This is a genomic window from Gluconobacter wancherniae NBRC 103581 (assembly GCF_007988885.1).
In the GTDB taxonomy this organism is placed as follows: domain Bacteria; phylum Pseudomonadota; class Alphaproteobacteria; order Acetobacterales; family Acetobacteraceae; genus Gluconobacter; species Gluconobacter wancherniae.
Genome location: NZ_BJUZ01000001.1, coordinates 73,132 through 92,869, shown reverse-complemented (window position 1 = coordinate 92,869; position 19,738 = coordinate 73,132). Strand labels below are relative to the sequence as shown.

Below are 19,738 nucleotides of genomic sequence, written 5' to 3'. Positions count from 1 at the left end.
CGCCCGCAATCAAGACCTTATGGACAGAACAGGCTCGAGGAGGTTTATTCGACGTAACATTCTCTTTCACGAGGCTCTGCTTTCATGCCCATGCTGCCCCGTCTTTCCCGCCTGACGCTGCTTGCCGCGTCCATGCTTGCACCCCTTGCAGCGCCAGGAATGGCCCATGCAGCGCCCCCTGTTCCGCAGAAAGCAACCTCCGCGCCCGCCACCGTGACACGCGCCACGCTCTCCAACGGGCTGCGCGTTGTTGTCATCCGTGACACTCTGGCTCCTGTTGTTCAGACAATGGTGAATTACCAGACAGGCTCCGTGAACGCGCCAAAGGGCTTCGCAGGAACGGCACATGCCCTTGAGCACATGATGTTCAATGGCTCAAAACACCTGACCCGTGATCAGCTTTCAACCATCAGTGCGCAGCTTGGAAACAACAACAACGCCGACACGACGTCGGATGTCACGCAATACTATTTCAAGGCGCCCGCGGCAGATCTGGATGTTGTGCTGCGAATTGAGGCCGGTCGCATGCGTGACCTCAACATCACCGATGATGAATGGAAGCACGAACGCGGCGCGATTGAGCAGGAAGTCTCACGCGATCTGTCGAGCCCGATCTATCGCTACCTCTCGCAGGTCCGCTCGGTGCTTTATGCCGGCACACCCTATCAGGAAGACGCGCTCGGCAGCCGACCGTCTTTTGACGCCACGACAACGTCAATCCTGCGCAAGTTTTATGATTCCTGGTATGCGCCCAATAATGCCATCCTAATCATCGCAGGCGATGTGGATCCGCAGGACGCCATCCAGAAGGCACAAGCTGCTTTCGGTGCAATTGCACCCGTGAAGCTACCTGATCGTCCCATTGTTTCCCCTCAACCCGTTAAGGCACAGAGCCTGTCTCTCGACACGGATTTGCCGATTGGGCTGGTAACAATGGCATGGAGAATGCCGGGACAGCGGGACCCGGATTTTGCCGCGGCGACACTTCTTGCAGACGCAATATCGAGCCAGCGTGGCGAGTTGTTCGAACTGGTGCCTCAGGGCAAGGCACTTGATACCGGCTTTATGTATGATCCTGATGCGCAGGCCGGCCTTGCCATCGCGTATGCTGGCTTTCCAAAAGGGACAAATCCAGCCGAGCTCCGCAAGACACTTGCTACGATGATGGAAGACTATCGTCAGCACGGTGTTCCGGAAGAACTGATCGAAGCCGCCCGCCGCCGCGAAATCGCTTCCATGGAATACAGTGCCAACAGTATTTCGGGCCTCGCCGAGAGCTGGTCCTCAGCTCTTGCCGTCCAGCAACTCAACAGCCCGGAAGATGCTATCGCCTCGTTCCGATCGGTGACGAAAGCTCAGGTTGATGCTCTTGCGAAAAAACTTCTCGATCCTGCACAGGCCATCAGCGCAACCCTGACACCCAGCGACAAGGGCAATGCTGTTGGAGGCAAGGGATATGGCGGTGCAGAATCCTTCAATGCTCCGCCTCAGGGCAAGGTCGTCCTACCGGACTGGGCACAGCAGGCACTCTCGCGTCTGACACTTCCCCCCGCCTCCCCAACGCCTGTCAGCTATGTTCTGCCAAACGGCCTGAGGCTGCTGGTCCAGCCGGAGCACGTTAGCCACACGATTGAGCTTGTCGGCAGCATCCGGCAGAACGCGGACCTCCAGCAGCCCGCAGGCAAGGACGGTCTGGCTAGTCTGACGTCGTCTCTCTTCCTGTACGGTACGAAGAAGCATGATCGCCTCGCTCTTGTCCGGGCGCTTGACGATATTTCCGCTAGCGAATCAGCGGGCCCGTCATTCTCCCTGAGCACACTGACCCCTGATTTTGATAAGGGCCTCGCGCTGCTTTCCGAGCACGAACTCAACCCTGCCTTCCCAGAAAAGGCATTCCTGATCACCCGGATGCAGGAAGCACAGGGACAAGCGGGAGAGCTCCAGTCTCCGGCCTATCATTTTGGCCGCGCCGCAATGCGTGCCGTTGTGCCTCCACAGGATCCGACCCTGCGGGAAGCAACGCCCGCCACAATCATGAAGCTCACGCTTGCTGATGTTCGGGACTACTATGCCAAAACCTACCGCCCCGATCTGACGACCATCGTGGTTGTGGGTGATATCGCGCCTGAAGCCGCAAAAGCTGCTGTGGAAAAGGCATTCGGAAGCTGGAAGGCCAATGGTCCCAAGCCACAGGTTGACCTGCCGGGAATTCCGTTGAGCCGGGCTTCACAGGCAGTTATTGCAGATCCGGGGCGCTCACAGGACGACGTGAAACTTATCGAAAATATCGGAATAAGCGTCCGTGATCCTGATCGTTATGCACTATCTGTGGGTAACGAGATCCTTGGCGACGGGTTCTCCTCACGCCTGATGCAGGACCTTCGCGTCAAAACCGGATATGTGTACAGCGCTGGAAGCGGGTTCGACTATTCCCGTACCCGAAGCGGTTTCGGCATCACATTCGGGGCCGATCCAGACAAGGTGGTTCGTGCCCGCGCACTCGCTATCAAGGATATCGAGGACATGCGCAACAAGCCTGTCTCACAGGAAACGCTCGACCTTGCCAAGGCAGCCATCCTGCGGGACCAGCCCATGTCACAATCAAGCTTTGGAGCGCTCGCAGGAAGCTACCTGCACCTCGTCAACCTGGATCTTCCACTTGATACACCAGCAAAAGCCGCTCAGGCGACTTACGACATGACACCCCAGCAGATTCAGAAGGCGTTCCATACCTGGGTGCGTCCCAATGATCTGGCCCAGATCGTCTTCGGCCCTCACCCGCACTGACATTCACAAACGGGGGTCTCGGCCCCCGTTTTCGTGTTCAGCGCCATACCGTCATCACAATGCCACCGCTGATGATCAACGCGCCGCCTGCGCAGATTCCCACACCCGGCACTTCCCCGAACGCAAAAAAGGCCACGGCCTGCGCCACGATAAAAAACAGCGTGACATAAACCCCCATGAGGCGCCCAAAATCCCATGGCGGCAAATTGACCACAACGCCATAAACCAGCAGGACCAGTCCACCTGCAAAAATCGAGATGGCGCGGGTCAGGTCTGTACTGCCGTGCAATCCGTGGCGAACCAGAGCATCTCCACCAACTTCGAGGCACGCAGCCATAATCAGCAAAACCGCGACTGTCAGCACCGACATGCAGCGTCCTTCTCATGCAGGGTTATCAACAAAAAACCGGGCACATGGCCCGGTTTCTGATCTGCCATACTCTGGGTGAATTCAGAGCAATTTTTCTGACTGAAGAACAGCTAGAGCCTGTTGTATACGATGGCTGTAAAGATGCTCGGCCTGTGTCCGGGCCTGCGCTTTGCGGGCTATTGCAAGACGACCAGCATCATCACCAATATGCGTTGCAACAAGGCGCTCGAAATCCACGCGGTTCGAAAAGACAGGAATTTCATCTGCGCTGTAATAACGGCGGATTTCATGAGTATCCTCATGGAAAACCTGAAATGCCCCTGCCAGCGCTGCCTCAAAAGTACGCGGCCCCGGCGTAGAGGGTGCAATGATGAAGCGCTTGTTTTCGAAATGCAGCGAACGGCCAAGATTCAGAACCAGTCTGGAGCGACGATAAAGTTCCACGAGCTGGGACTTTTCGATACGTGCATCCGAGAACCCGATACCCAACTCGCCCCAGCCCGGACCGATGATCTTGATGTTTAAATCCTGCAGGACCGGCAGCAGGTTACGAACGATGTCCTTGCGGTTCGTGAATGCAACACCGCAGAAAAGAACATCAATCGTCTTTTCTTCATTATCTGCAATCGGTGCGTAATGCAGCTTAGGGCTTGCAGCCAGCGGAAGGTGGAACACACGATCGCGCTGGTAGAAATTATGGCCCCAGCGGTCACAGGAAAACACGACATCAAAGTCGTCCGCTACGCGATAATTCGCATCCTGCTCATAGGGATCTTCGGTAGCCCAGAAAACGGTTACTGCACCGATTTTCTTGGCCTCACGGCAGACTTCGCCAAAATATGTGCTTTCGGGGAGGTATGAGCCGATAGCAAAAACAATCGTGGGCTTCAGAACTTTGATAGAAGCGGCGGCGGCTGAAATATGAACAGCCGTAACATTTTCTTCGCCAAAGCAGTCAGCCCAGCCATCCATGATGGATTCACGGATCTGGACGTTGGCCTGGCTTTCGTAACGACCGCCGCTGCATACCAGAACGCGGCCGGAAAGACCCGAAACCGTCTTCTGTTCAGCCTTGCTATCGCGTTCTTTAATCGCTGCTGACATAGCCTTACCCTTGCTTTCTTAACCTTTGTATAACGCGACTATGTGCATCACGCGATACAGGACTGAAGGATTTCCAAAAGATCGTGTCTGAAACGTTCAGGCGCGCAATCACGCTTGACGGCATCCAGACCACCACGCCGGATTTGCTCCCACAAACCAGCATTTTCATGCAGATCCACCACCTGAGCGGCAAAGCCCTGCGGATCATCGGCGCCAGCAGAGAGTATTTCCTCTCCCTCCGCCCAACCTACCTGAGAACGGATTAACTCGGTCGCGACGACAGGCAAGCCATAACCCGCAGCTTCCTGAACTTTGAAAGGAAGCCCGCCAGCAAATCGTGTTGGCGCAACGAACACCCGATGCGTTGCAAAAAGAGCAGCAAGATCCTCGACAGGCCCCGCAATATCAATCCGCGGATGCTGTGCAAACGGAGCCATGTCCACAGAAGGATGGATGTATCCTGCGATAGTGAATCGAACGTCTGGCGGTAATTGCTCCTCAAGACAAGGGAGCACTGAACCAATAAACCATTCCAGACTGTCGTAATTGGGTGCGCTGTCATCATGAAGCGCCCCAAGAAACAGTATTCCGCGACGCTCATCAAAAGCCGGGCGCGTCGGACGGGCTCTCATCTCATGTCCGAGAACCGAAACATTCGCATAACCTGCGCGACGTATGAGAGCAGCATCGCTCTGTGTGACAGCAACAATTTGCTGGCAATAATGCGCGCATTCCAACTCCTGGCGCAGCATCTCATCAAAATCCAGTTCGGCCTCAGGAAGCTCAAGAATCCGGATCCGCTCCATTATCCGAGGCGTCGCAACTACTTCCGTATCCAGAACAGCGCCACCATTCGGCAAATAACGGCTCAGTTCGTTCAGGATCGGAAGCAGGCGCGACATATTGTGAGTCCGGCCGACCCACACGAGATCGTAGTACCCTGCCCGCTCCTGAATGAATTCAGCAAAATTGCTGATATCTTGGTCGGATATCAGTTCAACGTTCTCGGGAAAGTCACCAAACAGGTCGATCACACTCTGCCGACGTGGCAGCATCGGATAAACGGTTACCTGATAGCCCAGCTTCGCCATTTCACGAATGACGTCATTGGAACGAACATACCCCGATCCGAGCCTCCGCAGCGGCAGACGGTCTTCGATAAATAGAATATGCCTGCGCTCTGACCGCCGCTCCCGCCCCAGAACAGCATTGCGAATATGGGCCGGCTGCTGAAGTCGCAGGAAATCCTGCTGCGCACGTGCAAATTTTCGCAAATTTCCTTGAATCAGCGCATGCGAACCAGCATGCCCCGAGCTACCAAACTCCAGATGCTCAACAACCACATTCGGATCATAGACAATCCGGGCTCCAGCCTTGATCAAACGAACGCAAAGGTCCGTATCTTCAAAATAAGCAGGCCGGTAACGCGTATCATATCCATTCAGACGCCGCAGAAGGGCGGAGCGCACCACCAGAAAAGCCGCCGAGCAATAATCCACATCCCGGACAAAATTGGCCTCCGTCAGATTAGGATCATCCTCCCGCCGATAGCCATATGTGGCTCCATCCCGCCAAATGATCGAACCGGCTTCCTGCAGCTTCATATTGGTACGAATCAGCTTGGCACCGACAGCACCGATTTCCACATCCGCACGAAACCGCCCAAGAGCATGAGCGACTGCTCCGGGATAAAGCCGCACATCATTGTTCAGATACAGAACAAATGGGGCCGTTACTTTTTCGAGCGCCGCGTTGCATCCATCAAGATACCCGATGTTGTAACGATAACGCAGAATTCTGGCGCCACGAAGTAACCGTGGAAGGTGACGCGTCTCATCTCGTGAGCCGGAATCCACCACAATCAGTTCAATGGCACCGGCATAATTCGCCCGTAACGATGCAAGTGCCTGCATGGTCAGAGCTATGTGCCCGTAAACAACCATGATGACACTGATTTCCGGGATGCCGTGCACCGAAAAATCCAGAGGCTGCCGTGCGATGGCAGGCAACTGCGCCTCCGCCTCGCGCTCGAACAACAGACGCGTATGTATCTCCGAGATACGGTCTTCTTCTGCAAACCCTGCATCTTCGGCACCACTACGGGCGGCAACCAGCTGGGCGAAAGGACTGTCGTAGAGATCACCCTCAACCTGTTGCCTCACGAGAGAGCGTAGAGAATGGGCGCGTAAATCAATTCCTTGGACAGGTGCACGACCTTCATGCGCACCAAATCGTACAAAATGTTCATACCCATTCCGAAATGCCCCATCAGCAAGTGCGGGCGCCACATCGGGATGCGCTGAAGCGTAATATTGTTCAGAGAAAAATGGCTGTGGATCAAAACGGCGAGGTGTCTCGTTCGTGAGATAATGATGCAATGCGCTGGCAAAACGGCCTGCAGCAATCTCAGCGGTCACCTCGGGATACCGCGTCAGATACCAGACTGGATCAAAATACCACGAGACACGTCCTGAGTCCGCCACGCTGGATGGAAGAGCAAGCCAGGACGCAAAAAGCCCTGATCCACTATCAAAATACTCAGGGAAATGAAATGACAGCTCCTGACACAGGGCTTCGTCGAAAAAGCGGCTCCCCGTGCTGTAGCTCGCTTCCCCAATCTCAAGGTAATGGTCGTAGCCGTTCCAAAGTCCGGTTTCGGCAAGGACCCTCTGTGTCAGCTCCGGATAGCGACGCCTGTACTCTTCTTCATCGAACAGCCAGTGTGCAGAGTGGCTGACATAACCCTGAGCACAATAGTGCTCAAAACCAGATCGCCATTTTTCCTGAATAAGCGCCTGCCGGACATCGGCATATACGTCCCGGTACCAGACCTCATCAAAATAGCGATTGGGAGAATGGCCATAAGTCTGACCAACCTCCTGATAAAAGACATAGGGGTCTTCATAGCCCCCGCTTCGCATTTGCTCACGTGCTTCAGGATAGCGGAGCAGATACCATTGTGCATCAAACCGCCGCCACCGAGGCTCCCGCGAGGGCCTGTCTGGAACGTCCTCGGAGACAGGCACCACGACCACCCTCAGATTTCAGCTTTTGCCGCAATAAGCGCCTTCGCACGCAAGGCCTGTGCCTCAGAAACATCCGCACGTGCCGTTGAGATGATCATGCCATTATCGAACACAGCGACAAGGTCCGTCATGCAACTCCCAAAGACCTCTCCCGAGACGTTGATGAGAGTGATACGATAAGCGCCATCAAGGGGGCGGGCATAACCCTGCAACGGCATGAAACGACCAATGAAGCCCGCACAAAGAGGTGCATCGCGGTGCACAACACCCACATCGCCACGAATGACACGCTCCGTACCGACAAGAAACACCTCATCTCGCTCCTCCTGAACCAGACCGACATAAATCTGACCAGCACGGGAGAGGGAATGCAGGAAAGCCCACCCACGGACGACCAAGGCGCCAGCGGGATCAATTTCCGTGACCGGGTCGCCGATGACGCCGGTGAATTCATCGATAAAGTGCTCGAGCTCACCCGCTTCGTGCACTCTCAAACCCGGTTTGTGAAAGGCTGAAAGCTTAATCCCGCGAAGCAGGCCGTCGCTATGCGAGACCCGGTTGAAATCCGCAAGAATTTCACCGTTCGACGGACGCGAACGATGGATTTTCGTAATTTTTCCACCATCCACCTCAATCTGAAGAGATGTTAACTGGAAAGCTCCCTGTCCGTTAATGACATTGACAAGCCCGATCCGGAAACGCCCCTCACACCATTTTCCACGCAGCGCTGCCTTGGCAGAGAATCCTGAACGACGTGGCGCATTCACGAATAATGCCGCAATGTCCGCACGGATTTCGCGTTGATTTTCAATGAAAATCATTGGGCTGTCGGCATCTTCCCCAAGCAGGACAGTATAAAGTTTCCCCGCGGAACTGATCCCGGGAATAAGCAACCAGCCACGAATATGAAATTCTGCAGATTCCTTGAAATCTTCGTCATCATTCTGGGCAAATACATGATGACAGACATCATCAATGTAGCATTCAGCACCCTGAATGGAGAACCAGTCCGATACTGGCACCGGCATTTCGACAGAAAGATCGCGTGCAGTCGGGGGATCAAAAATATGGCGTGGAGGAGCCTGATGACGCCAGGACGCATGCGGCAGCAGGTGGACTTGACCAGCATCGAGCTGCAACTCTGCGATACCCATTTCCCGGCGTGGCGCAACCTTGCGATAAAGGGCGAGAAGATCATCGCCATATTCGCGGGCATGCGTCCACAATGCAGGAGAAATATTTCCCATAATTTTTCTGCGGACTGGCTCGGAAGCACGCAGCAATTCAAGACGTTCCAGTACGGCACTCGGGCGGCTAATGGGAACCTTGAAACCGTTGACGCCGTCTTCCACACGGTCGCCGAGAGCACCAACATCTGTAACGATTGGGATCAGGCCGTTCTGCCAGGCTTCTGAAAGCGAAATGCAGTAGGTTTCAGGCCAAATGGAGAGGTTTAGCGCTACGTCGGCAATCTTCAGGGCTTCAATATCGCCCATGTCATAGCGGCCATAAATTTTGACATTCGGCCGTGCATTAGCATTGAGAACAGCTTCGTATTCTGGATGCACGTAACCAAAAATGTGGAATACGAAATGATCAGGATGCGCGATATCGATCAGATTAAGGATCGTATCGGCTCCCTTCGTCCGTAGGAAATTTCCAACGATCGCGACACCCAACGGGCGCTCGCCAAGCGGCTCATAGCTTTTAGGGCGCACCGGAACTGTATTATCGGGGCTGGGAATCCCCGTGATAAGACTGATCTTCTCGTCCAGGATCGGATAGATCTCGTGCGTCAGATCACGCGAATGCTGCGTACCGAACATGATAGCATCAACCGAACGAAGCATTTTGGCAATGAAAGCGCGTCTGGTCTGCTCGCCACCATGGTCTACATTCTCCGACGCCTTAAGCGTGATGTCGGCTGCGAGAACAGAACGCACCTCATCTTCCACATAGCGGAGTTCATGATTGAGAAGGTTGTAGCGCGCAGATACAAGCCAAAAATCATGAGCAGAGAAAATCACACCCGCGCCAGTTGCCTTGGCGATGATCGGCAGCGAAAGGGCGTGATGTCCAAGATGCTGGAAATGTACGAGGTCCATGTTGTACTGGCCAATAGCACTGGAAAACGCCATTTCCTCCGGCCCGTCGCACATGGCGTCCTGCCAGCCCACCTCTGGAACGTCAAAACGCTCCAGTTCCTGACCACTGGCTGTAAGCAGGCGGCAGAAAGTACCCCGACGCAGCCAGTAGAAAAACTCAACATCGCGCCCAAGCAAAGCACAGAGGGCCTGCTGATAGACCTCAACACCACCCCACGCCTGCTCATGAATTGTGGAGTGCGTGCACATCAGAACACGCAGACGGCGGCGGCGCGCCAGCACTGGAATTTCGCTCTTCGAACGACGCCCGAAATTCGCTCCCGTGATTTCGCGCATCTTTTCGAGACGATTCTCGTAGAGATGATGAGCAAGTGCTGATTTCTGGGCAGCAACCGCAGCCTTACGGCGCCCGTTTTTATTCGCCAGAATACGCGCCACGGCATCCACAACGGCATCGGAATCACGCGCAAGGCTGATGCCTTCAACCGTGTCAAAATGCTCACTGCCCATTGTCTCAGGTGCTTCAACAACCTGAGCCGTACCTGCGAGAGCGAGTTCAAAGAAGCGCGGACCAGGCGCAGTTGCCTGACTGACATCGCCGTGGCTTGCGTAATCGCGAAACATCGTCAGGGTCACGGCACTGACATTGGCGAAGTCAATAAACGCTTCGTGACTAACAGGCCGCTGAATAGCCAGTCCAGCCAGATCAGCAGGTAATGGCGGCAGATACTCGTTCCCCGGGCAGATCAACTTGAGCTTTGCATCGGGAAAGGCCGCGATAACACGGCGCAGCGTCTGAACGCGATTAGGCCACATCGTACCAGCAAAGAAGATATCATATTCAAGCTCGGTGGCGGGCAGCACTTTACGCTCATGTATCGAGCGGCTTGCGGCTAGGGGAAGATAATATCCCTTACCGTGATATGAATCCGCACAGGACGGATCATTCGTAAAGACAAAGTCAAAAAGCGCAGCATTCTCTACATTGAAGTCCCGCATAAACGGATCTTCAAATGTCCAGAGTATCATCGTTTTGAATGCAGGTCGTACACGACGGATTAAAGCGAGGTTTATGCGCTGGGCATCGAGGCATATGAGGGTGTCATGCTCGCCGGACGCTGCGATGCCAGCAAGGCTCATATTGTCTGCGACGACAACCTGATCATGCCCGAGAAGAGCGCGAGCAGCGCGTTCAACCGCTAAGGTCAAGTAAGAGTTGGGATTGTGCGTGTAGTTAGTATTATAGATTACCGCCATCAATCTCCTAGGCGCTAGCGCCTACTCCTGCTCTGAAATGCGAGAACGTCTATATCTTTTCAACGGAGTCTCCCGAACTAAGGAGTACCGATGTCTTGCTACCATTAACTGAATATTGGTTTTTGCAAAACCCTATCTGCAATCCACGGTAATAGTCATACATAAACAAAAAGGGCCGCCAATGGCGACCCTTTTTGCGTAGAGTAGAAAGCGCCCTGATAGACAGGACACTTTCTTTTCCAGCGTGTCTTAGACGTCCGTGTTGCGACGACGGATCGCTGCACCAAGGATATCACCCAGGGACGCACCCGAGTCAGACGAACCGTATTCGTTGATGGCCTGCTTGTCCTCTTCCATTTCGCGTCCACGAATGGTGAGGGCCAGCTTGCGGGAAGCGCGGTCAACAGACACGATCTTCGCATCAACCTTCTCGCCGACTGCGAAGCGCTCAGGGCGCTGCTCAGCCTTGTCGCGAGCCAGTTCGGCGCGACGGATGAAGCCGGTCAGAACGTCATCAACCTTAACTTCAATACCGTTGGTCTGCACTGCCGTAACAACGCAGGTGACAACTGCACCCTTCTGAACGCGGGACAGCGTGTCAGCGGCCGGATCTTCCTGAAGCTGCTTGATACCGAGAGAGATGCGCTCTTTCTCTGCGTCAACGTCCAGAACCTTGGCCTTGACGACCTGACCCTTCTCGTAGTTCGCCATGGCTGCTTCGCCGGCTTCGTCCCAAGACAGGTCGGACATGTGAACCATGCCGTCGATGTCTGCGGAGAGACCGATGAACAGGCCGAATTCCGTAATGTTGCGGATTTCGCCTTCGATGATCGTGCCAGCCTTGTGCTCTTCTTCGAACTGCTCCCAAGGATTGCGCTGAACCTGCTTGAGACCAAGCGAAATACGACGCTTGCCGCTGTCCACATCCAGCACCATGACGTCGACTTCCTGGGAAGTAGCAACGATCTTGCCCGGGTGTACGTTCTTCTTTGTCCAGGACATTTCGGAAACGTGTACCAGACCTTCAACGCCCGGCTCGAGCTCAACGAATGCACCGTAATCGGTGATGTTCGTGACGCGACCCGTGAAGCGTGCGTTCGCCGGATACTTGATCGCGACGTTCTCCCAAGGATCAGCCTCAAGCTGCTTCATACCCAGCGAGATACGCTGCGTGTCGGAATTGAAGCGAATGACCTGAACGCGAACCGGCTGGCCGATCTGCAGAGCTTCGGACGGATGATTGATACGCTTCCAGGCAATGTCGGTGACATGCAGGAGGCCATCAACGCCACCGAGGTCAACGAACGCACCGTAATCGGTGATGTTCTTGACGACGCCGTCGAGGATCATGCCTTCCTTCAGGCCCTGGATCAGTTCCGAACGCTGCTCAGCACGCGTCTCTTCAAGCACTGCACGGCGTGAAACGACGATGTTGCCGCGAGCGCGGTCCATCTTCAGGATCTGGAATGGCTGCGGCTGCCCCATCAGCGGGCCGACATCGCGAACCGGACGAATATCGACCTGGCTGCCCGGAAGGAACGCCATTGCGCCGCCCAGATCAACCGTGAAGCCACCCTTGACGCGACCATAGATCGTGCCGTTGACGCGCTGGTTGTTTGCGAATGCACGCTCCAGAGCGGTCCATGCCTCTTCGCGGCGAGCCTTCTCGCGCGACAGGACGATGGAACCGTCACGGTCTTCGTAACGCTCGACATACAGCTCGATCACGTCACCCGGCTTCACGTCAGGAGCAGCGCCCGGCGGTCCGAATTCCTTGAGAGCCACGCGGCCTTCGCTCTTGAGACCAACGTCAACGATCGCGAATTCGTCGGTCAGACGAATGACGCGGCCGGTGACAACGGAACCTTCGAAGCCGGTGTCACGGCCGAGGGTCTCGTCGAGAAGGGAAGCAAAGTCCTCCATGCCGTGTTCGGCAGAGGCAGTCTGATTGGCTGAAGCCATGTGAAATCTAGCATTCCCGGACTTCCAGAATATCTCCGGACGTCCATGCCTGCGCCATGCTGAAAAGCGTGACGACTCCCCGCTGCCGATACGGTCAGATCGGGTCTGTTGAGAGAACGATCCGCACACACTCCGCATGCAGGACCACGCCGGTTACTACAGGGCACCAGACGATGTATGGCACCAACACCCTAGAGGGGGCCGCTGTCAACACAAAACGCGACTTATCCCCAAGGTTTCCCCGGCGATTATGCCACTGAACACCGCTCGCTTATGATCTTGCATGCCTTTTCCAGCACTTCGGCAGCGCTTAGCGTGTCTGTTTCGATCCGGATAGCGTCAGGGGCTTCCAGCAGAGGCGCCGTTTCACGCGAAGAGTCGCGCGCGTCGCGTTCCGTAATTTCTGCTACCGCCACAGCAAGAGCTTCGCCATCCAGTACCTTCTCACCCTGCGTCTGCCGGTGCCGCCTGAGCGCACGCGCCTGCGGAGAAGCCGTGATGAAAAATTTCACATCGGCATCCGGAAAAACCACCGTGCCGATGTCTCTTCCATCAACCACAGCACCTGTCTGCGCTGCGAACACCCTCTGGCGTTCCAACAATGCGTGGCGAACTGCAGGCTGAGCTGCAACCAAAGAAGCACCCCGATCAACTTCGGGTACACGAAGGTCCGTGCGTGCAAGATCTTCCTGCAAAAGGGCAGTTGCCTCTTTGGAGGCGTCTCCCGCAGGGTCGAGGCCAGCGTTGATCATACGTCGGGCCACGGCACGATACAGCAGGCCAGTGTCCAGATAGGGAAGAGCCAGCCGTGCTGCCAGCGCCTTAGCCAGGGTCCCCTTTCCTGCCGCAGCAGGTCCATCGACCGCGATCACCAGTCGGCGCATGGAATTCACGCCTCGATTCCGGCACCCAGAGCATTCATCAGATCGACGAAGCCGGGGAAGCTGGTTTCAATAAACGCAGTATCGTCAATCTGCACGGCACGGTCTGCAGCCAAACCTAGCACAACAGCACTCATGGCCAAACGATGATCCATGTGCGTACGCACAATGCCACCACCAAGAGTTCCGCTCCGCCCAGCAACGATGACGTCATCACCTTCAACATCAACACGCGCACCATTCGCCTCAAGCAGCGCGACTGTAGCGGCCAGACGGTCACTTTCTTTCACGCGCAGTTCTTCCAGCCCGCGCAGGCGGGATGGACCTTCGGCATAAGCGCAGGCAACTGCCAGTACGGGGTATTCGTCAATCATTGAGGGAGCACGATCAGCAGGCACGTCCACGCCCTTCAGATGACTGCCGCGCGCATGTAGGTCCCCAACCTTCTCGCCACCTTCGATCCGCTCGTTCTCGATCGTAAGATCGGCACCCATTTCCAGCAGCGTAGTGAAAAGACCGGTACGGAGCGGATTAAGACCTACGCCTTCGATGACGATATCCGAACCTGGTATGAGCAGTGCTGCCACCAGTGGGAAAGCGGCAGAAGATGGATCGCCTGGCACGATGACATCACGTGCCGACAAACGCGTCGGTCCCGTCAGCTCGATTCGGCGTCCACCCCCCTCAAGGGGCGAGACATCAACCGTGACGCCAAAATGACGCAGCATATTTTCCGTATGGTCACGCGTCGCCACAGGTTCCTCGACAACCGTGCGTCCCTGTGCGTTCAGGCCCGCGAGCAAGATCGCGGACTTCACCTGCGCAGAAGCAACCGGGAGACGGTAGGACAGTGGCGTTGCAGTACCTGTGCCCTTGATCGCCATCGGCAGACGGCCACCATCGCGCGTCAAAAACTGGGCACCCGTTCCAGACAAGGGATCGGTGACCCGACGCATCGGGCGCGAACGCAAAGAAGCATCTCCGGTCATGATGCTCGTAAATGGATGAGAGGCCAAAATACCGGACAGCAGGCGTGCTGCCGTACCCGAATTGCCCATATCCAGAACGTCTGCCGGCTCGCTGAGCTGGCCCACGCCCTTACCTTCGATCGTCCAACCTTTTTCATCACTCGTGATTCTGGCACCCAGCGCGCGCATGGCATCTGCCGTACGCAGCACGTCTTCGCCTTCCAGAAGGCCACGGACCTGCGTCGTACCTTCGGCGAGAGCTGCCAGCATCAGCGAACGATGACTGATCGACTTGTCACCGGGAACGCGTGTATGGCCGGAAAGTCCCTGTAGGGACGCGGAGACGGTCAGGGGGCGTGTGGATTGCATAAAGACGTTCATTGCGGAGGCAGTCAGCCGCTGTCAATCGTCTGTAAAAGAGGCGAGCCATTCTGATAAAGAACGTTTTCAGGTTTGACACAGCGGAAACAAGATGGCATGGCCCGCTTCCTCTTTCGTGGCATTGGCAGGCTCCCGCAACATGGCAAAACCCGATCTCGGTCTTAAACGCACATGCGTTGAGTGCAACGCGCGCTTTTATGATCTGAACCGCGCTCCAGCGGTGTGCCCGAAATGCGGCACCACCCAGCCGTCGGACATCAATCGTCTCAAGCGTAGCGAAGAACCGCTACCTGAAATCAAGGACCTGAAAAAGTCCGAGAATGAGCACGAAGACGACGTCGATCTCGACACAGACGGTGACGACGATGACGACGTAATCGAAGCTGCCGACGATCTTGATGATGATGACGATCTCAGCAATGACATCGAAGTCACGACCGACAAAGACGATCGCGACGACAACTGACGTTGTCCGCACGGCCGTCTTTCTGACGGCCCTCAGCGGCTGTACTGTGCCGGAAGGAGACCCCTCACCCCGGCACAGTGCAGACGTATGTGCATTGCGGGCGCGCCTCAACAGTCGTCCAAGCGCGACAGCAGTCCTGCAGGCAGCATGTCCCGTTCCGATCCGGGTCATTCGGCTTCCGGTTACGGATTTTCCTTCTCCAGATATTGTATCAAGTCTCGGCGTTACTTCCGTGCATGATATCGTCACGCGGCACGTTCGCCTGATGTGCGGCGGAACTGTGCTGTCAGATGCATGGAACTGGTATGTTCCTTCACGCCTGACGGGCGAGATGAACCGTCTTCTTACGGAAACCGACACCCCGTTCGGACGCGCAGTCCATGAGACGCATTTTCATCGAAAGCTTCTGGAATCCATCGTTCCAGAACCCTCGTCCAAAATAGTTCTGGAAAACCGCGCTCTACTTCTGAGAGCTTCGGATCATGCTCCGATTGCACTGGTCGTTGAAAATTACACGCCAGCAGCCCTGAAAAGCCACATCAATTCAGATTGAGGGTGGAGCACCCGGAGCACCCCAGTTGAGGTGCTGCCCGGCGTCCATGGCCAACATCTGCCCTGTTACGGACGGTAGAGAGAATAGCGCGAGCGCACCCTGAGCGATTTCCTCTGGCGGAGCGGAGCGTTTCAAAGGCGTTTTCAGACACATCTCATCGAACTGTTCCTGCGTCTGTCTGGCAGCAGGCAGAACAGGCCCCGGGCCGATAGCATTCACGCGAATCCGGGGGGCAAAAGCGAGAGACATACTCTGTGTGAGCGCCCACAGGCCACTCTTTGACACTGTATAGCTCACAAAATGTGGCGTCAGATTCCAGACACGCTGATCAAGAAGATTGAGAATCAGCCCTTCGGCGCCTTCCGGCAAACGCCGCGCCATTTCCTGCGACAGCACGAAGGGTGCACGGAGATTGGATTCCAGATGCTGATCCCAACTCTCACGCGTCGCATCAGACATCTCGTCACGTTCGAACGTGGACGCATTGTTGATCAGGATACCTAAGGGCCCCAGAGCAGTCTCAGCACGCGAGACCAGCGATGCAACTTCTTCTTCTCGCGCGAGGTCCGCGTCAAGAACGCAGCCCTTTCCGCCAATTTCTGTAAGAAGCGCTTCAGCTTCCACCCTGCTATTGCGGAAATGGATCGCAACCGAAAATCCCTGCTCAGCAAGCATTTTCACTAGCGCCCGACCAACACGCTTCGCGCCTCCGGTAACCAGAGCAACCCTTGGAACGCGATCAGAAATCACATTGATCGCCTTGCTGTAAGAGCTGCGGCCAAAGTGCCATCGTCCAGAACATCCAGCGCACCGCCCATCGGAACACCGTGACCGACACGTGTCACAACAACACCGCTCGGCGCAAGACGCTCCTGCAACCAGTGTGCTGTCGTGGCACCCTCAACCGTTGCGCCAAGAGCAAGAATAACTTCCCGGACATTCCCCTCGCCCACCCGATCCAGCAGCGACGCGACATTGAGGTCATCCGGACCGAGGCCTGCGAGCGCAGAGAGTGTTCCACCCAGAACCTGATAGACACCACGATGAATCCCCGAACGCTCAAGCGCCCAGAGATCCCCCACCGTTTCGACCACACAGATCAACCCCTGATCACGGTGGCTATCCGTACAGATGGAACACGGATCATGGTTATCGAGATTACCGCAGCGCGAACACGTCCTGACCGTACGTGCCGCACTCTCCATGATCCTCGCCAGAGGCAACATGCGGGCTTCTGGCTGGCGCAGAAGGCTAAGAGCCGCACGCCGGGCCGATCGTGGACCGAGCCCCGGAAGCCGGGAAAGCATGGAAATCAGCTGCTCTATGTCGTTCCCGGCCATCATACGCCCAGCCTCGCTCCGCCTGAGATCAGAATGGCAGCTTCAGGCCAGGCGGTAGATCCAAGCCACCCGTCACCTTGCGCATTTCTTCCGAACTGGCAGCTTCTGCCTTGTTTTTGGCATCCGTATAGGCTGCGACGATCAGATCCTGCAGCATCTCCATTTCTGAAGGGTCAGCCAGTTTTGGATCGATCTTGAGGCCTTTCATTTCGCCTTTGCCCGTAAGGGTCAGGGTCACAAGACCAGCACCAGCCGTACCACTAACGACAAGACCTGCAAGGCTGTTCTGAGCCTCTTCCATCTTCGCCTGCATTTGGCTGGCCTGCTTCATCAATCCTGCAAGGTTCTTCATAACCACTCCTGCGTCTTTAGTTCAGATCGTCTTCGTCAATCGCATCCGCGTCATACGGCGCAAATTCAAGATCGGGAGGGCTATCCTCCCCGAGCTGCGTCGTGATTTCGGGGGGCAAACCATAATCGTCAAGAGAGTGGTCCTGAACTTCACCGATCCGCGCGCCCGGAAAAGCGTTCAAAATCGCTACGACAAGCGGATGGACCTCTGCGCTGGCCTGATTGATCGCGACAACCTCGGCGCCCTGCTCGTCTAATGTAGGCTCGCCTTCAAGAGTGGAAGCAATAACCTGCCACTCTCCCGGATAGACACGATCAAGCAATTGCTGCAGCCGGCGATCTGCCCGGGCAGCAACATCGACGATCCGCAACTCCACCTCTGGCGGCGCAAAGCGCACCAGATGGGCCGAATGCCGCAGAACACCATGCAATAATGCTTCACGCTCGCGCGCAACCATTGCCACCATTTCCCGCCATGTCCGGGGCGACGGCAATACCTCAGGCTCTGGTTCCGGCAAGACGACAGGCATCGCAAGATCAATGCCGGGCTCTATAAGCGCGCCACCATTTGCCACGAGCCGGACATGCGCCCTCGGGCCGCCATCTCCAGATGGCCCACTCGTAAAAGACGAGGACTGCACAGCATGAACCGTACTGTCTCGCTGGCTGGAATGCGCAGCGCCACCGCCAGATGGCGCAGAGACAGCCGGAGCGGACAGGTCTGCCCCCCCCTCAGTCAATTGACGGATCAACCGATCGGGCGTTGGAAGAAGGCTGGCATGGCATAGCCGGATGAGAACCATCTCGGCCGCCTGCCGACGATCAGGAGCGCTCTCAACCTCACCCACGCCCTTGAGCAGAATCTGCCATGCACGTCCGAGGACAGTATTGGAAAGCCGATCCGCCAGCGCGCTTCCACGGACACGCTCTGCCTCAGGCAATTCGCGCCCCTCACGCAATGCAGGTATCGCTTTCAGGCGTGATATCAGATGCAAAAGATCGAGTAGATCCTGCAAAACCACACCTAGATCGGCCCCTCGCGCATAAGCCTGATCGGTGATGTGCAGAGCTTCTGCTGCACGTCCTCCCATTACGGCTTCCACAAGGTCAAAGATCAAACCGCGATCAGCAAGGCCAAGCATGTCCGCAACCGCATCAGCGCCGCTTGCACCCTGAGCGATCGCCTGATCGAGCAGCGACAGACCATCACGCACCGAACCATCGGCCGCGCGAGCAATCAATGCGAGAGCATCCTCGGAAAGCGTTGTGCCCTCCTTAATAGCGATACGACCGAAATGCTCCGCCAGCATGTTCTGGGGCACACGACGCAGGTCAAACCTTTGGCAACGCGACAGCACCGTCACTGGCACCTTACGCAGCTCCGTCGTGGCAAAAATGAACGTAACCTGGCTTGGCGGCTCCTCAAGCGTCTTGAGCAAAGCATTGAAGGCATTGCGCGACAGCATGTGCACTTCGTCGATGACGAAGACTTTCATACGTGCCTGCATTGGCCGGAAACGGGTGGCCTCAATAATCTCACGCACGTCGTCAACGCCCGTGCGGGAGGCAGCGTCCATTTCAAGAACATCGGGATGGCGGTCTGCGAGGATAGCCGTGCAGTTTGCGCAAACACCGCATGGGTCAGCAGTCGGGCCACCGTTGCCGTCTGGCCCGATACAGTTGAGTGCACGCGCGATAATTCGGGCTGTAGTCGTCTTGCCGACACCACGTACGCCCGTCAGCATGAAGGCGTGAGCAACGCGATTGAGCTCGAATGCACGGCGCAGGATACGCACGAGCGCATCCTGACCAATCAGGTCATCAAAGTTCTGGGGCCGGTATTTACGAGCAAGAACGCGATATGGAACGGCCTCCGCCACGACCGGAACAGGCGCCGGAGCATCGGAAAAGAAGCCACCGCCGCTTTCGGGCGGGATGGGCAGATCATCATTTGCGTCGTTCATGAAATCGGAAAACCGTCAGAGCAGAGAAAAAAGACCTCGCCCTGTCGGTCAAGGCCGGGGCGCTGACCGCATAGTGCGATCCCTGTGCGCCCGCTCGGCTGTGTGAGGTGGGAGGCCGGACATTCGACCCGGATAAAACTCACTGCGGCTGCTTCCTTCCGGACCTGACCGGGTTGGCAAGGTATCCGTCCAAAGCCGACCTCCCGGCGCCCTCCTAGCATGC

14 protein-coding genes and 1 other RNA gene are annotated in these 19,738 nt (G+C 56.2%); 3 read left to right on the top strand and 12 right to left on the bottom strand.

All coding sequences use genetic code 11. The annotated features are described in order from the left end of the window. The first annotated feature begins 84 nt into the window (after nucleotides 1-84). The gene (locus tag GWA01_RS00415; protein WP_146792947.1) at nucleotides 85-2,787 is read left to right on the top strand and encodes a M16 family metallopeptidase; all 2,703 of its coding nucleotides are present in this window, start codon (nucleotides 85-87) and stop codon (nucleotides 2,785-2,787) included. A gap of 37 nt (nucleotides 2,788-2,824) precedes the next feature. Here the strand turns inward: GWA01_RS00415 and GWA01_RS00410 are convergent, their stop codons facing one another. From GWA01_RS00410 to aroA, 7 genes are all read right to left on the bottom strand, one after another. Next, on the bottom strand, nucleotides 2,825-3,157 hold the full coding sequence (locus GWA01_RS00410) for a hypothetical protein (protein WP_146792945.1): 333 nt from the start codon (nucleotides 3,155-3,157) through the stop codon (nucleotides 2,825-2,827). An 81-nt stretch (nucleotides 3,158-3,238) separates the two neighbouring features. After that, nucleotides 3,239-4,261, bottom strand: a complete 1,023-nt coding sequence (locus tag GWA01_RS00405) for a CgeB family protein (protein WP_146792943.1) — start codon at nucleotides 4,259-4,261, stop codon at nucleotides 3,239-3,241. Nucleotides 4,262-4,308: 47 nt separating this feature from the next. Next, complete coding sequence (locus GWA01_RS00400) at nucleotides 4,309-7,290, bottom strand: glycosyltransferase (RefSeq protein ID WP_244945707.1); 2,982 nt, start codon at nucleotides 7,288-7,290, stop codon at nucleotides 4,309-4,311. A gap of 8 nt (nucleotides 7,291-7,298) precedes the next feature. After that, nucleotides 7,299-10,649 (bottom strand): glycosyltransferase, encoded by a 3,351-nt coding sequence (locus GWA01_RS00395; protein WP_146792941.1) that lies wholly within the window; start codon nucleotides 10,647-10,649, stop codon nucleotides 7,299-7,301. A 249-nt stretch (nucleotides 10,650-10,898) separates the two neighbouring features. Then, complete coding sequence (gene rpsA / locus GWA01_RS00390) at nucleotides 10,899-12,611, bottom strand: 30S ribosomal protein S1 (RefSeq protein ID WP_146792939.1); 1,713 nt, start codon at nucleotides 12,609-12,611, stop codon at nucleotides 10,899-10,901. A 248-nt stretch (nucleotides 12,612-12,859) separates the two neighbouring features. Further along, a complete protein-coding gene (gene cmk, locus GWA01_RS00385; protein WP_146795347.1) occupies nucleotides 12,860-13,495 on the bottom strand; it encodes a (d)CMP kinase in 636 nt (211 codons plus the stop codon). Between the two features lie 5 nt (nucleotides 13,496-13,500). Next, nucleotides 13,501-14,829, bottom strand: coding sequence for a 3-phosphoshikimate 1-carboxyvinyltransferase (gene aroA, locus GWA01_RS00380; RefSeq protein WP_146792937.1), 1,329 nt, complete (start codon nucleotides 14,827-14,829; stop codon nucleotides 13,501-13,503). Between the two features lie 151 nt (nucleotides 14,830-14,980). On the opposite strand from aroA, the gene GWA01_RS00375 reads away from it, so the two are divergent. Beyond that, nucleotides 14,981-15,307, top strand: a complete 327-nt coding sequence (locus GWA01_RS00375; RefSeq protein WP_146795344.1) for a TIGR02300 family protein — start codon at nucleotides 14,981-14,983, stop codon at nucleotides 15,305-15,307. Further along, nucleotides 15,261-15,860, top strand: coding sequence for a chorismate--pyruvate lyase family protein (locus GWA01_RS00370; protein WP_228118243.1), 600 nt, complete (start codon nucleotides 15,261-15,263; stop codon nucleotides 15,858-15,860). The genes GWA01_RS00375 and GWA01_RS00370 overlap by 47 nt, the downstream gene beginning before the upstream one ends. Here the strand turns inward: GWA01_RS00370 and GWA01_RS00365 are convergent. The 5 genes from GWA01_RS00365 to ffs form a co-directional block, all read right to left on the bottom strand. After that, nucleotides 15,852-16,610, bottom strand: coding sequence for an SDR family oxidoreductase (locus GWA01_RS00365; protein ID WP_146792935.1), 759 nt, complete (start codon nucleotides 16,608-16,610; stop codon nucleotides 15,852-15,854). The genes GWA01_RS00370 and GWA01_RS00365 overlap by 9 nt on opposite strands. Continuing rightward, a complete protein-coding gene (gene recR, locus GWA01_RS00360) occupies nucleotides 16,607-17,200 on the bottom strand; it encodes a recombination mediator RecR (RefSeq protein WP_146795342.1) in 594 nt (197 codons plus the stop codon). The genes GWA01_RS00365 and recR overlap by 4 nt, the downstream gene beginning before the upstream one ends. Nucleotides 17,201-17,228: 28 nt before the next feature. Further along, nucleotides 17,229-17,552 (bottom strand): YbaB/EbfC family nucleoid-associated protein, encoded by a 324-nt coding sequence (locus tag GWA01_RS00355; RefSeq protein WP_146792933.1) that lies wholly within the window; start codon nucleotides 17,550-17,552, stop codon nucleotides 17,229-17,231. A gap of 16 nt (nucleotides 17,553-17,568) precedes the next feature. Then, on the bottom strand, nucleotides 17,569-19,515 hold the full coding sequence (locus GWA01_RS00350) for a DNA polymerase III subunit gamma/tau (protein ID WP_146792931.1): 1,947 nt from the start codon (nucleotides 19,513-19,515) through the stop codon (nucleotides 17,569-17,571). Between the two features lie 107 nt (nucleotides 19,516-19,622). Further along, an RNA gene (gene ffs, locus GWA01_RS00345) (signal recognition particle sRNA small type) lies at nucleotides 19,623-19,719 on the bottom strand. Between the last annotated feature and the right edge of the window lie 19 nt (nucleotides 19,720-19,738).